The sequence below is a fragment of the Streptomyces sp. NPDC054849 genome, from assembly GCF_053610945.1.
The window spans coordinates 38,755-52,941 of the sequence record NZ_JBSGZI010000015.1; the positions used below are offsets into that span (position 1 = coordinate 38,755).

Here is a 14,187-nt window from a genome sequence, read left to right on the forward strand (position 1 = left end):
GTGGCGTCGGAGCCCTCCGAGTGTGGTGCCGAGGCTGTTCCAGGCCCTGGCTTGGCCGTTGGTGTCGCCCGTCTGCTGGAAGAGGTCGAGGGCGGTTTGGCAGGCGTCGAGTGCTTCGGTGTGGCGCCGGAGCCCTCCGAGTGTGGTGCCGAGGCTGGTCCAGGCCCTGGCTTGGCCGTTGGTGTCGCCGGTCTCCTGGAAGAGGTCGAGAGCGGTTTGGCAGGCGTCGAGTGCTTCCGCGTGGCGCATGAGCTTTCTGAGTGCGTTGCCGAGGCTGTTCCAGGCGCCGGCTTGGCCGTTGGTGTCGCCGGTCTCCTGGAAGAGGTCGAGAGCGGTTTGGCAGGCGTCTAGTGCTTCCGCGTCGCGCTGGAGCTCCCTGAGTGCGGCGCCGAGGTTGTTCCAGGCCCTGGCTTGGCCGTTGGTGTCGCCGGTCTGCTGGAAGAGGTCGAGGGCGGTTTGGTGGGCGTCGAGTGCTTCCGCGTCGCGCCGGAGCTCCCTGAGTGCGTTGCCGAGGTTGTTCCAGGCGCCGGCCAGATTCAAAGCGTCCCCGAGTGCCTGGCAGGCTTCGAGTGCGTGGGCGCGCACGGTCAGCAGGTCCTGGAGTCGGCGTCGCCATCCCAGGTAGCGGCCGAGGGCGAACCCGAGGGTTGAAGCCGGCCGGGTGCGGGCGTGGGTGTGGATGGAGGCGAGGAGATTCTCGCGCTCGGCGTCGAACCACGCCAGCGCCTGCTCCCGTCCGGCGAACAACGTCGATACAACCTCGCCGGGCGACCGGAGGTGGGTGTCGGCTGCCTGCGAGTGGCGGACGTAGTAATCGGTGAGTCGAGTGCGGGCCTGTTCGTAGCGTCGGCGGGGAACTCGGTCACGGTCCATGCTGGTGCGAGCCTGTTCCTGGGCGTGGACGCGCAGGAGGTCATGCATGGACCAGCGGTCGCGTGCCTGGCTGTTCTGAGTGAGCAGGCGTGCTCGGACGAGCTGTCGCAGCAGCGGGGTGATCTTGTCGGCGGGCTGGCCGGTGAGGGCCGCGGCGGCGAGGGTGGAGATGTCCGGGCCGGGGTGGAGACCCAGGAGGCGGTAGAGGTCAGCCTCCTGATGGGAGAGGCGGGTGAGGCATTCGTCGAAGACGGCCCGGAGGTTGCGTTCGCCGTCGTCGAGGCCGCCGAGGCGGGTGCCAGCATCGGCGAGCATCCGCACCCGCTCGGAAATCGGTTGGTCGGGGTCGTCGGCGAGGAGAGCGGCGGCGATCTGCAGCGCGAGGGGCAGGTAGCCGCAGAGTGCGGCGAGCTCATCCGCGGCCGCGGGCTCGTCCTCGACCCGCCGGTCGTCGGGGTAGGCGACCTCCAGTCGCTGGTGCAGGAGGTCGACAGCGGCATCCGGCTGGAGAGAGTGAAGATTGAACAGGCGGGCGCCGAGCCCGGGCAGGGCGTGTCGTGAGGTCACCAGTACTGCGTGGTGACGGGCTGGCAGCAGCGGCCGGACCTGGTCCGAGGTCGAGGCGTTGTCCGCCAGGATCAGAACCCGCTGCTCCTCCCTTGCCAGAGCGTCGAGTTGGGACCGGTAGAGCCCCTCCCGCTCGTCCAGCGTGGGCGGGATGTGAGCCGCCGCGACACCAAGGGCGCGCAGCAGCGCTTCCAGGGCGTCCTCCGGCGAAACTGGGGTCGGGTCGTAGCCGCGCAGGTTCACCACCTGAACTCCGGTGAACCAGCCCTTATCGAGTGCGGCATGCCCGACGGCATGGGCGAGCGTGGTCTTGCCCACGCCCGGCAGCCCCGCGACCGACCCGACCGCCGCACCCGAACCACTTCCCGGGTCAAGCATGGACAGGATCTTGGCGAGCTCGTCCTCGCGGCCGGTGAACTCCTGTGGCAGCCCCGGTAGAGAGTTCAGTGCGGTCGGCACCGCCGCGTACGCCTGCACGTTGATCTTCGTGGTCTGCGTCCCGCTACCGAGCACCTGACTGCGCTCGAAAGACGCACCCACGAAACTGCTACCGGATGGTTGTCCCTGCCTGGGATGCTTGTCCTTCTTCCCGGCGCTCTTGCGCTTTCCGGGTGTCTTCCCCCCCACGCCCACCGCCTGTACCGCTACCGGTTGATCGTGTTGTTCTGAGTGCCGCTGCCGAGAACCTGGCTGTCCGTGAATGTCGCGTTGCTGAAGTCGTTGTGCGTGCTCTGTACCGGGGCCTGAGCCCGAACCTGCTCGACAAGGGCCTGCAGCTCAGCAGCCACCCCCTGCCGCTCTTCCTCCGTGAGCTGCTCAAGGAGCATCTCCAGGCGGGTCTGCCAGCGGGTCACCAGAACGGTCTGCACCCGTTCCGACCCGGCTCCGTCGCCGGCCGACTCCAGCTCCGCCCGGGTCTGATCGAGCCGCTCAAGCTCGGCACGCTCCCGCCCTGCCTCGCCCCGACCAAGGATCCGCGCGACACCGCTGCGGATCCCGGCCCAGGCATCCGTCCCCGCCGCCTGCACGATCGCCCCGCCACCAGCCGCCGCCACCGCAATCAGTCCCTCGACCAACACGACAACACCCCCACGCATCAACGGACAAGAAGCCCAGCATAGGAAGAGACCTCGCACCCGTTCAGCCGAACCACCAACTCCGCGTCCGCCTGCCACGACGTCGGCGGCCGAGGAGCCTACAAGCCCCGCGAACTGGACGAGTGCGCGCTCATGGGTCTGGGAGAAATTGGGGAGAAAATCTTGGCTTCGCCGCCTCTCAGACACCCGGCAGCCAGCGCTTTCCCAGCCTCTGAGCTTCGGCGACTGGATACCGGCGGGGGCAGCGGCTCTACGTGACCTCATTCGGGACGAAGAGGTCGTGGGTTCCTTCGTAAGACCAGGTCAAGGGCCTGATCCGCATCGCGGATCAGGCCCTTCCTGCGTTCCCGGCGGCGGGTCCTGGCGGCGGATGACCGTCGGCGGGATCGTCGGCGGGGACGAGGACCGCGCCCGAATGCGCTCCGCCGGGCAGTGGCCCCGGGGTCCGCTTCACGCGTCTTCCGCGCTGCGGACCCCCGGGCGGGGCGGACGGCTAGCCGGCGATCTCGATCTTCCCGTTGGACGCCGCGGGTGCGGGTGCGGAGTCCGGCTGCGCCGCCGTGAGGCCCTTGAGGAGCTGGGCCAGGTCGACGCCGGTGGTGGCGCCGAGGAGTTCCATGCCCTGGGCGACGTTGTCGGCGACGGTACGGGAGAGCTTGCTCGCGCCGTCGGTGGAGATGACGGTCATCTTCTCGATGGCGGCCAGCGGTTCGGCGGCCTTGGCCACGACCTGCGGCAGTGCCTCGACCATCATCTGGATCACCGCCGCGTCGCCGTAGCTCGCGAACGCGTCGGCCTTCTTCTGCATCGCCTCGGCCTCGGCGGCGCCCTTGGCCGCGATGGCCGCCGCCTCCGCGTCGCCTTCGAGGCGCACCGCCTCCGCGATCGCCGCGCGCCGGGCCCGCTCGGCCTCACCGCGCTTGGCGCCCTCGATGGCCTCGGCCTCGGCCAGGGCCGAACGGCGCTGCTTCTCGCCCTCACCGGTGAGCCGGGCCCGCTCGGCCTCGGCCTGGGCGGCGGCGATGGCCGCGAGACGTTCGGCCTCGGCCTGCTTGACCCGGGCCACGCGCTTGGCCTCCGCCTCCTGTTCGGCCTCGTAGCGGCGGGCGTCGGCGGGCTTGCGGACCTGGGTGTCGAGCTGGCGGTCGGTCAGGGCGGCCTGGCGCTCGGCTACCTTCTCCTGTTCGGCCAGGATCTGCTGCTGGCGGTCGGCCTCGGCGAGCGGGCCTGCCGCGTTGGCCTGGGCGGCGGCCGCATCGGTCTCGGCCTTGATCTCCGCCTGGCGCAGGTACAGGGTCCGCTCGGCGACGGCGATCTCCTCCTCGGCCTTCAGCCGGGCCTGCTCGGCCACCCGGCGGGAGTTGGCCTCGGCGATGTCCGCCTCCTGCTTGGCGCGGGCGGCCTCGGGACGGCCCAGGTCTTCGAGGTAGGAGCCCTCGGTGGTGATGTCCTGGATCTGGAAGGCGTCCAGGACCAGGCCCTGGCCCGACAGGCTGGCCTCGGCCTCCTCGGCGACCTGGCCGGCGAACGCGGCGCGGTCCCGGATGATGTCCTCCACCGACATCCGTCCGACGATGGCGCGCAGAGCACCGGACAGTACTTCCTGGGTGAAGCCGACGATGCCGTCCTGCTGCTGGAGGAAGCGCTGAGCGGCGGCGCGGATGGCGTCCTCGGTGCCGCCGACCTTGACGATCGCGACGCCCTCCAGGTTGGCCTTGATGCCGCGCAGGGTGACCGCGCCGCGGACGGCGACCGGGATGTGCCGGCTGGAGAGGTCGAGGCTGTACCGCTGCTGGACGAAGGGGACGACGAACACGCCGCCGCCGACCACGACCTTCTGGCCGCTGTTGTCGGTCGATATCCGTCCGGTTTCGGGGTCGGTGGAGCTCTTCCCGCGGCGGCCGGTGATGATGAACGCCTCGCTGGGCCCGGCGACCTTGTAGCGGGTGACGACGACCAGGGCGAGCAGGACGAGGAGTACGACGACTCCCACGACCGCGATGACGACTGGGTTCATGATCAATCCCCCCTGCCTCCCTCTGGGGGCAGATCGGTGGTGGATGAAGGGGCAGGTGGAGGAGGGACCGTCAGTGCTCGACGGCCCGCACGCTGACCGAGGTGGACGAAGGCGCAGCCGTGACCCATACCTCGGCGCCTCGCGCCAGCGGGCCGTCGGCGGTCGCCGCGTACTTGACCGGCTGCCCGGCCAGGCGCAGGAGCACCTCGCCGTAGCCGCAGGGCGGAATTGCCGTGACCACCGTCCCGGCCGATCCCACGAGATCGTCCTGGCGCGGCGCGGCTCCGCTGTGATCCCGTAGGAGGGCCCGGCTCAGCCGCCAGGTGAGCCAGCCGGCGCCCGCTCCCGCGAGGGCTCCGGCGGCGATGGCCGCTCCCGGCCCGAGTTCGGTGGTCCCGAGCACGATCGCCCCCGTGAAACCGAGCATCGAGACGAAGCCGGCGACGACCGGGAGCGACAGCCAGCCGTCGAACAGCCCGTTCAGGGCGCCGTCGAAGACGCCCTCAAGGATTCCGTCGAACACCAGCGAGGCGACGAGCAGCGCGATCCCCGCCATGCCGAGACCGAGAAACAAGCCCACGAGCACCTTCCCCCCTCCGCCGGCGTTTCCACCCGGATGCGGGGATCGTGCCACCGCGACGCGGTCGTGCGCATTGCCTGTGCCCGGCAGTCTTTACGCTTCTTTAACGCACGGCCGGAAGGACCGGAGGCCCGGGCTCAGGCCCCGGTGTCACCCGGCCAGTCCAGCAGCCGGGCGCCGATCACCGCGGTCTGCAGGCTGTAGCGGTGCCGGGGATCGGCCGGGTCGGCTCCGGTCAGGCCCTGGATGCGCTCCAGCCGGTACGTCAGCGCCCGCACGCTCAGCGACAGCCGCCGCGCGGCCTCGGTCGCCACGCAGCCGCTGTCGAAGTACGCGGTCAGGGTTTCGATGAGGGGCTGGGCACCGCCGCGGGCCCCCCGCAGCGGGCCGAGGACGCTCTCCACCAGGTCGGCCATGGCCTGCCGGTCTCGCGTCAGGACCGGGTAGACGAGCAGGTCGGCAGCGTGCAGCACCGGTCCCTCCAGCCCCATCCGGTCGGCGAGTTCGAGGGCGTTGAGGGCTTCCTCGTACGAGTGGACGACCCCGCCGGGTCCCTGGTGGGAGCGGCCGATGGCGACGCGGCCGCCGTCGGTGGCGGCGTACGCCTGCTTGGCGAAGTAGTCCAGGACCTCGGGCTGTTCGCCGGGGGCGACGCAGACCAGCCGGCCGTCCTTCGTGGTCAGCAGGATCTGCCGCTTGCCGAACCGGGCCAGCACGGTCTCCTCGATCCCGCGGGCCACCGGGTAGCCGTCGCCGTACGGCTCGCGGCCCTGGGCCACCGCGACCGCATGGGCCTGTGAAAGCCGCAGACCGAACCGCACGGCCCGCTCCGCCAGCCGGCCCAGGTCACTGCGCCCGTACAGGAGGTCGTCGATGAACTCGCGCCGTGCGGCCTCCTCTTGGCGGACGGCCTGGTGCTGCGAGCGCTCGTAACCCTCTGCGAAGGCGTCCACCGCCTGCTCCACCGCCGCCAGCAGCGGTTCCACCGCCCCGGCCGGCAACCGCGGATGCACCTCCCGCGCCCCGGCCAGGTGGGCCCGGACGAGCCCGCGCAGGGCGAACCCCGCCTCCGCCGCCCGCATGCCCTGCGCCCTGCGCGAGTCCAGCTCGGCGCGCGTGAGCCGGCGTCCTGTGGCGCAGGCGTCGAGCAGGATGTCGGCGTACCCCGCCAGATGATCTGCCGGAGCCGTCCCCTCGGCCATGGTTTCCCCCGATCCTGACGCCTCCATGACAGGTTTCGACGTCGGGGACCAGGGTGACACGTGCCGGGGCGCCCCTCGCGTGCGGCCGCGCTCCCACCGGGCCCGGCCGGGCCGCCAGGCCGACCCTCAGTAGGGGCGTGGTGACATGATGTGCGGCTCGACGGCCGGCGCCTCGAAGATGCAGCGGGGCACACCCGGGCCGGGCGTCGCGCGGACGGACACCTGCGTCGGGGGATCCGTCGGCAGCTCGACGCGCACGGTCACGGGGTGATCGTGGTGTGTCGTGGCGTAGCCCGTCTCCTTGCCGTCGACGAGCACCTCGACGACGGCCTTGTGCCCGGTCTGGACCGTGGCGCTGACCGAGTGCCCGCCGTGGTCGATGTGGAAGTGATGGCGCCGGCTCATGGGTTCGCCTCCCGCGTGACCCCCCATGACCAGGGTAGCCACGAGAGCGCCGGGAGGCCTGGGACGTGTCTCAGCCGCCGTCCGAGTGCAGTGCGGCGAGTTCGGCGAGCTCGGCGCGGGCCAGGGTGAGGAAGGCCGTGGAGGGCCGGGCCTCCACGGCGCGTTCGGCGGCCACGGTGTCGAGGTGGTCGAGGACCGCGCCGACGGTGGCGAAAGGGCCGACGGGGCGGAGCAGCCAGAGGCGGCCGGGCGGCCGGGGCGGGAGGCCGAGGCCGGCGAGGGCCGCGTCGGCCTCCCGGTCGAGGTCGCGGAGATCGGGCCCGGGAAGGGGGGCGCACTCGACCCCGGTGACGTGGCCGTGGCCGTCGAGCGCGGTGTCCACCGCCCAGTGGGTGGAGCGGTCGGGGATCCACGTCCGGGCCGCCGGGGGCCAGACGTACGGGAGGAACACCCAGCGCAGGCCCTCGGGCGCGGGCTCCCAGCCGAGCACCTCCAGCTCCCTGATCTCGGGCAGCCGGTCCGGCTCCAGTTCGCTGCGGCCGGTGCGGCGCAGTGCGAGCGGGTGCGGTGTTCCGTCCTCGTCCCACGACATGCGGGCACGCTATCCGACGCGGTGGCGGATGTGGGTGACCTCCGGGGTGGCCGTACGGTCCGCTCCGCGTGCGGCGGCGGCCCGGCCCGTTCGTGGGCGCCGTCCCGCAGCGAGCACCGGGCCGGACCGCTTGAGGCGCGGCCCCTCCTACATCCGCTCCAGGGGATTGGCGGCGATGCGGCCGGCCGCCCCGCCCGCGACGTACGCGGCCGCCGCGCAGTCGGGCTTGCGGGCCGCCTGGTCCTCGACACGAGCGAGGAAGTCGGCGCCGAAGGTGCCCCGCGGGTGCGCGGCGAGGAGGCCGGCCGTGAAGGACGGATCGAACGCGGCCACGCGCAGGCCCGAGACGTCGGCGCTCGTGCCGACCTGCAGGAGGTGGCTCTCCACGTCCTCGTCCGCGCTCACGTCGTCCCGCATGTGCAGCACGATCACCTCTGCGGCGCGGGCCCGGCGGGCCGTCGGCCAGCCCAGGCCCGCCGTCAGCACGCGGGCGACGTGGCCGCCCGCCTCCTCGAAGGGCAGGGTGTGGCTGTCGAACGGCGCGGTCAGGCCCAGATCGTGCAGCAGGGCCGATACGTAGAGGAGTTCAGCGTCGTACTCCAGGCCGTGGTCGGCCGCGTACCGCGCTCCGAAGGCATAGGAGCGGACGGAGTGGTTCAGCAGCGCCGTGTCCGCATACTCCGACGCGATCTCCAGAGCGGCCCGGGCTGAGTTGGTGTCAAGCGTCCACGTCATGGGGCGTCAGCGTAGGCGGCGGGCGAAGTCCACCTGCGACGGGGGCTCCCCCGGCCAGGACAGCCGGGTCGGGGCGGGCGGCGTCTCGGCGAGGACCGAGCCGCGCGAGACGACGTACCGGGGCCGGACCTGGCGGCGGATCGCCTCTTCGGGCGACGGGGCCGGGAGGAGGACGAAGGAGGCGGGGGCGCCCGCGGTGATGCCGTACTCCGCCTCGGAAAGGCCCAGCACGCGGGCCGCACGGTCCGTCACCATCGAGAAGGCGGTGGGGATGTCCTGCGCCCCGGTCAGCTGGGCCGCGTACAGCCCGACGAGGGCGGTCTGGAGCGGATTGGCGGTGCCCAGGGCGTTCCAGGGGTCCATCACGTCGTCGTGGCCGAAGGCCACGTTGACCCCGGCCGCCAGCATCTCCTTGACCTGGGTGAGGCCGCGCCGCTTGGGATACGCGTCGAAGCGGCCCTGGAGGTTGAGGTTGGCGAAGGGGTTGGCGACCAGGTTGATGCCGGAACGGGACAGCAGCCGCTGGAGCTTGAAGCTGTACGCGCCGTTGTAGGAGCCCATGGCCGTCGTGTGCGAGGCCGTGGCGCGCTCGCGCAGGCCCGAGCGCAGGGCCAGCGTGGCCAGCACCTCCACGAAACGGGACTGCTCGTCGTCGATCTCGTCGCAGTGCGCGTCCACCCGCAGGCCGTGCTCCTCGGCGAGTGCGAAGGCCGTCCGCAGCGAGGCCACGCCGTCCTCGCGAGTGTCCTCGAAGTGCGGGATCGCGCCCACGACGTCCGCTCCGCGGGCGACCGCCTCGCGCAGCAGCGCCTCGCCGTCGGGGAAGGAGACGATGCCCTCCTGCGGGAAGGCCACGATCTGCAGGGTCATGACGTCCCGCACCCGGTCGCGCACTTCGAGCAGCGCGTCGAGCGCGGTCAGGGCCGGGTCGGTGATGTCGCAGTGCGTGCGCACGTGCAGCACCCCCTGGGCGGCCTGCCAGCGCAGCACCTCGCTCGCCCGCGCGATCACGTCCTCGCGGGTCAGGGTCCGTTTGCGCTCGCTCCAGCAGGCGATGCCCTCCCACAGCGTGCCGGAGGCGTTGGGGCGCGGCTCTCCGGCGGTCAGCGCCGTGTCGAGGTGGATGTGCGGCTCGACGAAGGGGGCGGTGAGCAGGTCGCCGTGGGCCTCGACGAGGAGCCCGGTGGCGGGGGGTTCCTTCTGGTCGTCGTACGGGATCACCCGCGCGATGCGGCCGTCCTCCGCGACCTCGACGTCGGACAGGCCGGAGGTGTGGAGCAGCCGGGCGCCCCGGACGATCATCCGCATGGCGCCAGCCTACGGACTCAGCCGCGCTTCGCCTGGGCCTTCTGCTGCATGCCGCGCGTCTTCGCGGCGGATGACATCCCGTCCCGGGCGGCGGCCTTGGCGCGGGCCTCGGCGGCCGTGTTCTTCGCCAGGGCACGCTCGGAGTCCTGGTGGCTGTGGTGGCCGGTACGGGCCTTCTTGGCCATGATCTTTCCTCCTTGGGCTACGGGTTCCACTGTGCGCCCGTTCGGAGCAGTCGGCATCCGGGGGACCGCTGCGGCCACAATGGGGCGCATGACCAGCGACAGCGAGATCACCCCCGAGACGCCCGAGTGGGAGAAGCGGTTCCGGGCACCGCGCGTCGGGCTCCCCGACTGGGCCGAGGACGCACCGGACCGTTCTCTCTTCGTCTCCAACGCGACCGGAACGTTCGAGCTCTACGCCTGGGACCGGAACACCGGCGCGCAGCGGCAGGCCACCGACCGCCCCAACGGCACCACCGACGGCGCCCTCTCCCCCGACGGCGAGTGGATCTGGTGGTTCTCCGACACGGACGGCGACGAGTTCGGCACCTGGGTGCGCCAGCCCTTCGGGGGCGGCCCCGACGAACCGGCGACCCCCGGCCTGGAGCCCTCGTACCCCGCCGGGCTGGCCATCGGCCGCGACGGGACGGCCGTCGTCGGGCGCTCCACCGACGAGGGCGGCTCGACGATCCACGTGGTCCGGCCGGACGGCTCCGCGCCCACCGTGATCTACCGGCACCGGGAGTCGGCCGGCGTCGGCGACCTGTCCCGCGACGGGACCCTCGTGGCCGTCGAGCACACCGAGCACGGTGACGCGATGCACTGCGCCCTGCGCGTGGTGACCCTCGACGGGACCACGGTCGCCGAGCTGGACGACTCCCGGGGCGCCACCGAGGAGCTCGGCCTGGAGGTCCTCGGCTTCGCGCCCGTCGCGGGCGACACCCGGCTCCTCGTCGGCCACCAGCGGCGCGGTCGCTGGGAGCCGATGGTGTGGGACGTGGCCTCCGGCGCCGAGGAGGACCTCGCGATCGACCTGCCGGGAGACGTCAGCGCCGAGTGGTACCCGGACGGTTCCGCGCTCCTGGTCGCGCACAGCTACCAGGCGCGCAGCGAGCTGTGGCGCTACGACCTGGCCGCGCGGGAGCTCGTACGCGTCGACACGCCGCCGGGAACGGTGTCGGGGGCCACCGCGCGGCCCGACGGGACGGTGGAGTACCTGTGGTCCTCGGCCGCCGAGCCCTCGTCGGTGCGGTCCACGGCGGGCGGGATCGTCCTGGACCCGCCCGGCTTCCGGGCGCCCGGCTCGCTGCCGGTGGAGGACGTGTGGGTCGAGGGCCCGGGCGGGCGGATCCACGCTCTCGCGCAGCGGCCCGCGGGCCGCGGCGACGGCCCCTTCCCGACGATCTTCGAGATCCACGGCGGCCCCACCTGGCACGACAGCGACGCCTTCGCGGCGACCCCGGCGGCCTGGCTGGACCACGGCTTCGCGGTCGTGCGGGTCAACTACCGCGGCTCCACGGGCTACGGCCGGGCGTGGACGGACGCCCTCAAGCACCGGGTCGGCCTGATCGAGCTGGAAGACATCGCGGCGGTCCGGGAGTGGGCGGTCTCCACCGGCCTCGCCGACCCGGCGCGCCTGGTCCTTTCGGGCGGCTCCTGGGGCGGGTACCTGACGCTGCTGGGCCTGGGCACCGAACCGGACGCCTGGGCCGTGGGCCTGGCGGCCGTACCGGTCGCGGACTACGTCACGGCCTACCACGACGAGATGGAGGCGCTGAAGGCCCTGGACCGCACCCTCTTCGGCGGGACGCCGGAGGAGGTCCCGGACCGCTTCGCGGCGTCCTCGCCCCTGACGTACGTGGACCGGGTGTCGGCCCCCGTGCACATCGCGGCGGGCGTCAACGACCCGCGCTGCCCGATCCGCCAGATCGACAACTACGTGGACCGGCTCGCCGCGCGCGGCGCGGTCCACGAGGTGTACCGGTACGACGCCGGTCACGGCTCGCTGGTGGTGGAGGAACGCATCAAGCAGGTCCGGATGGAGCTGGAGTTCGCGTTGAAGCACCTGCCCGTCTGACCCTGCGGGACGGCCACCGGTGCACCCCCCGTACGGTGGTGGGGTGCACCGGTTTCTCCTTACCCCGCGCTGGTGGGGGATCAACGTCTTCGTCGCGCTCGCCGTCCCCTTCTGCCTGTTCATGGGGACCTGGCAGCTCGACCGCTTCGAGGACCGCGTGGACAGCCACCGGGAGGCGAACGCCGAGCGGCCCGCCGACCAGGTGGCCGCGCCCCTGGACTCGCTGCTGCCGGTCGACAGGAAGACCTCCGGACGGCTGGCCTCCGCGGCCGGTGAGTACGGTGACCAGCTGCTGGTGCCCGAGCGCAGGCTCGACGGCGCCACCGGCTTCTACGTTCTGACCCTGCTGAAGACCGACTCCGGCAAGGCCGTCCCGGTGGTCCGGGGCTGGCTGCCGGGAGCGGCGGACCCGGCCAGGGCGCCGGCCCCGCCGACCGGCCGCGTCGAGGTCACCGGGGCCCTGCAGTCCTCGGAGAACTCCGGCACGAAGGGGGTCCACTCCCAGGGCGGCCTGCCCGCCGGGCAGCTCGGGGTCATCGGGGCGGCCTCGCTGGTCAACATCGTCCCGTACGACCTGTACGACGCCTGGCTGACCGTGCAGACCCCGGCGGACGGGATGGTTCCGGTGCCGGCTCAGGCGCCGAACAACACCGGGCTGGATCTGAAGGCATTCCAGAACCTCGGTTACACCGGCGAGTGGTTCGTCTTCGCCGCCTTCGTCCTCTTCATGTGGTTCCGGCTCTACCGGCGTGAGGTGGAGACCCTCCGCGACGCCGAGGCGGGCCTGCTCGACCCCGAACCGCAGCCGGTCCCGGCGGACTGATCCCCCGCAGCGGATCCGACGGGCAGGTGGGCGGGCTGATCCGGCGGACTGATCCGGCGGACTAGTCCGTCGGGATCGCACCCGTCCGGTAGACCGTGCCGCCGCAGACCTCGGGGATCGTCGTCTGCGTGGTCGCCGCACCCGCCTGAGGAACGTGGGACACCGCGACGCCGGCCGGAACCGGGGGTGCGCCCGTCGTCGGGTCGGAGGCCGCCTGATTCCCGGTGCCGCCCGAGGTGCCCGCGGAGTCGCCCTGCGGCGGATTCCCGCCCGCGTCCGGCTTCGTCGTCGCACAGGCCTCCCCGGACGGCACCCACGCGAAGCGGACCTCGTACGAAGTGTTCGGCGTGAGGACCAGGGCCGGCGCCGCCGACGACGGATCGGGCAGCAGCCCGGTCGCGGGATCCCCCGGCTTGTGTCCCACCACGGCGACCGCGGACCCCGTTCCGGGGGTGCCGGCCGCCGAGGCCGCCACGGTGTCCTGGCCGGTGACGGCGCAGCCGTGCGCCGAGACGTTGGTGACCCTGAAGCTGCCGTACACCCTGCCGTCGGCCTCCGGCGCCCGGGACGAACCCACCACCAGCAGCTGGTCCGCACCGCACCCGGGCACGCTCCCCGGCGGTGCCAACGGTGGCATCGGGCCCGAACCCGCCACCGAGCCGACGGAGCCGAGGGTTCCGCCCGAGGTGCCGGTGCCCGAGGGGCCCGCCGTCACACCGCCGGCCGGGGAACCTCCCCCCGTGGCGTCCGGTTCCCCGGTGGCGCCGCCCACGGCCGGGGCGTTGCCGAGGGAGTGGGTGGACTTCGGGTGGGCTCCGTGTCCGTTCTGATGAGGCTCGGAGGCGCCCCCCGGCTTGTCGCCGGAGTGCGCACCGTGGCCGGCCACGGCCGGTCGGTCGGCGGACGCGCTCTCGCCGCCCGCCAGGTGCAGCACGGCCGGGATCCCGGTCCCGGCGAGCAGCGCCGCCACGGCGGCGCCGAGGACGGCCTGGCGTCTCCTGCGGACCTGGCGTGCGGGCACGGCGTACCTCAGGCGTTCCAGCGCGTCCGCGGAGGGCTGCAGGCCCTCGACGGCCCCGCGCAGCAGGCTCCGCAGTGCCTCTTCGCCGCCCGCTCCGCCCGGCTGGGTGTGGTCGTCCGTCATGACTGCGCAGCCTCCATCGCCACCCGCAGCGCGGCAATGCCCCGCGATCCGTACGCCTTCACCGAGCCGAGCGACACCCCGAGCGTCTCGGCGACCTGGGCTTCCGTCATGTCCGCGAAGTAGCGCAGCACCAGCACCTCGCGCTGGCGGCGCTGGAGCCCGCGCATCGCCTTGATCAGGTCGTCCCGCTCCAGCTGGTCGTACGCGCCCTCCTCGGCGCTCGCCATGTCCGGCATCGGCTTCGACAGCAGCTTGAGGCCGAGGATGCGCCGGCGCAGGGCGGAGCGCGAGAGGTTCACGACGGTCTGGCGCAGGTACGCCAGGGTCTTCTCCCGGTCGCGGACCCGGTTACGGGCCGAGTGCACCCGGATGAACGCCTCCTGGACCACGTCCTCGCAGGAGGCGGTGTCGTCGAGGAGCAGTGCGGCCAGGCCCAGGAGCGAGCGGTAGTGCGCCTGGTAGGTCGCCGTGAGGTGGTCGACGGTGGTGCCCGCCACCACCTCGGCCGTCTCGCTCTTGCCGCTCCCGTCCGCCTCAGCGCTGTCGCGCGGTGCGGGCACGAGGCCGCCCCGGATCGGTACGGAGGTCCGTGCGGGCGCCTCTGCAGGCCCCGCCGGCGGGACGGGCAGGATCACGGGAAGACCGCCGCCGGGTACACGGAAGCCCCGGCGCGACGGGATGATCCCGGTATGCGCCGGTAGGACGGCCAACTCCAGCAGTGCCTCTGCCACGCCTGTAGGACACGCGTCCCCCCGTCAGGGTTGT

General features: G+C 72.8%; 14 protein-coding genes. 2 read left to right on the plus strand and 12 right to left on the minus strand.

Features of this window, described 5'->3' with window-relative positions; all coding sequences use genetic code 11:
* The 10 genes from ACWGIF_RS09680 to ACWGIF_RS09725 form a co-directional block, all read right to left on the minus strand.
* Positions 1-1,980 (minus strand): tetratricopeptide repeat protein (locus ACWGIF_RS09680; protein ID WP_453493610.1); only part of this gene is annotated, 1,980 nt, incomplete at its 3' end.
* Between the two features lie 104 nt (positions 1,981-2,084).
* Positions 2,085-2,519, minus strand: coding sequence for a hypothetical protein (locus ACWGIF_RS09685; protein WP_453493613.1), 435 nt, complete (start codon positions 2,517-2,519; stop codon positions 2,085-2,087).
* 511 nt (positions 2,520-3,030) lie between these two features.
* Positions 3,031-4,554 (minus strand): flotillin family protein, encoded by a 1,524-nt coding sequence (locus tag ACWGIF_RS09690; protein ID WP_453493616.1) that lies wholly within the window; start codon positions 4,552-4,554, stop codon positions 3,031-3,033.
* A 70-nt stretch (positions 4,555-4,624) separates the two neighbouring features.
* Entirely contained in the window at positions 4,625-5,134 is a 510-nt protein-coding gene (locus tag ACWGIF_RS09695; protein WP_453493619.1) for a hypothetical protein, read from the minus strand.
* Positions 5,135-5,271: 137 nt separating this feature from the next.
* Entirely contained in the window at positions 5,272-6,336 is a 1,065-nt protein-coding gene (locus ACWGIF_RS09700) for a PucR family transcriptional regulator (protein ID WP_453493622.1), read from the minus strand.
* Positions 6,337-6,462: 126 nt separating this feature from the next.
* Entirely contained in the window at positions 6,463-6,741 is a 279-nt protein-coding gene (locus ACWGIF_RS09705) for a hypothetical protein (RefSeq protein WP_453493625.1), read from the minus strand.
* A gap of 70 nt (positions 6,742-6,811) precedes the next feature.
* Complete coding sequence (locus ACWGIF_RS09710) at positions 6,812-7,333, minus strand: DUF5956 family protein (protein ID WP_453493628.1); 522 nt, start codon at positions 7,331-7,333, stop codon at positions 6,812-6,814.
* 147 nt (positions 7,334-7,480) lie between these two features.
* Positions 7,481-8,068 (minus strand): HD domain-containing protein, encoded by a 588-nt coding sequence (locus ACWGIF_RS09715; RefSeq protein WP_453493631.1) that lies wholly within the window; start codon positions 8,066-8,068, stop codon positions 7,481-7,483.
* Positions 8,069-8,074: 6 nt separating this feature from the next.
* Entirely contained in the window at positions 8,075-9,376 is a 1,302-nt protein-coding gene (gene codA, locus ACWGIF_RS09720; protein WP_453493634.1) for a cytosine deaminase, read from the minus strand.
* A 17-nt stretch (positions 9,377-9,393) separates the two neighbouring features.
* Positions 9,394-9,561 (minus strand): hypothetical protein, encoded by a 168-nt coding sequence (locus tag ACWGIF_RS09725; RefSeq protein WP_453493637.1) that lies wholly within the window; start codon positions 9,559-9,561, stop codon positions 9,394-9,396.
* 88 nt (positions 9,562-9,649) lie between these two features.
* On the opposite strand from ACWGIF_RS09725, the gene ACWGIF_RS09730 reads away from it, so the two are divergent.
* Both ACWGIF_RS09730 and ACWGIF_RS09735 read left to right on the plus strand, forming a co-directional pair.
* Positions 9,650-11,455, plus strand: a complete 1,806-nt coding sequence (locus tag ACWGIF_RS09730) for a prolyl oligopeptidase family serine peptidase (RefSeq protein WP_453493640.1) — start codon at positions 9,650-9,652, stop codon at positions 11,453-11,455.
* Between the two features lie 43 nt (positions 11,456-11,498).
* Positions 11,499-12,278, plus strand: a complete 780-nt coding sequence (locus ACWGIF_RS09735) for an SURF1 family protein (RefSeq protein WP_453493643.1) — start codon at positions 11,499-11,501, stop codon at positions 12,276-12,278.
* A gap of 61 nt (positions 12,279-12,339) precedes the next feature.
* Here ACWGIF_RS09735 and ACWGIF_RS09740 read toward each other — a convergent pair whose 3' ends face one another.
* Together ACWGIF_RS09740 and ACWGIF_RS09745 are read right to left on the minus strand one after the other, a co-directional pair.
* Positions 12,340-13,422, minus strand: a complete 1,083-nt coding sequence (locus ACWGIF_RS09740) for a hypothetical protein (protein ID WP_453493646.1) — start codon at positions 13,420-13,422, stop codon at positions 12,340-12,342.
* Complete coding sequence (locus ACWGIF_RS09745) at positions 13,419-14,153, minus strand: SigE family RNA polymerase sigma factor (protein WP_453493649.1); 735 nt, start codon at positions 14,151-14,153, stop codon at positions 13,419-13,421. Before ACWGIF_RS09745 ends, ACWGIF_RS09740 begins: the two co-directional genes overlap by 4 nt.
* Positions 14,154-14,187: the final 34 nt, after the last annotated feature.

Excerpts from the sequence above, each read along its gene's own strand:
- ACWGIF_RS09690 (WP_453493616.1), bottom strand. The coding sequence starts at position 4,554 with ATGAACCCAGTCGTCATCGCGGTCGTGGGAGTCGTCGTACTCCTCGTC.
- ACWGIF_RS09700 (WP_453493622.1), bottom strand. The coding sequence starts at position 6,336 with ATGGCCGAGGGGACGGCTCCGGCAGATCATCTGGCGGGGTACGCCGAC.
- ACWGIF_RS09705 (WP_453493625.1), bottom strand. The coding sequence starts at position 6,741 with ATGAGCCGGCGCCATCACTTCCACATCGACCACGGCGGGCACTCGGTC.
- ACWGIF_RS09710 (WP_453493628.1), bottom strand. The coding sequence starts at position 7,333 with ATGTCGTGGGACGAGGACGGAACACCGCACCCGCTCGCACTGCGCCGC.
- ACWGIF_RS09715 (WP_453493631.1), bottom strand. The coding sequence starts at position 8,068 with ATGACGTGGACGCTTGACACCAACTCAGCCCGGGCCGCTCTGGAGATC.
- codA (WP_453493634.1), bottom strand. The coding sequence starts at position 9,376 with ATGCGGATGATCGTCCGGGGCGCCCGGCTGCTCCACACCTCCGGCCTG.
- ACWGIF_RS09725 (WP_453493637.1), bottom strand. The coding sequence starts at position 9,561 with ATGGCCAAGAAGGCCCGTACCGGCCACCACAGCCACCAGGACTCCGAG.
- ACWGIF_RS09730 (WP_453493640.1), top strand. The coding sequence starts at position 9,650 with ATGACCAGCGACAGCGAGATCACCCCCGAGACGCCCGAGTGGGAGAAG.
- ACWGIF_RS09740 (WP_453493646.1), bottom strand. The coding sequence starts at position 13,422 with ATGACGGACGACCACACCCAGCCGGGCGGAGCGGGCGGCGAAGAGGCA.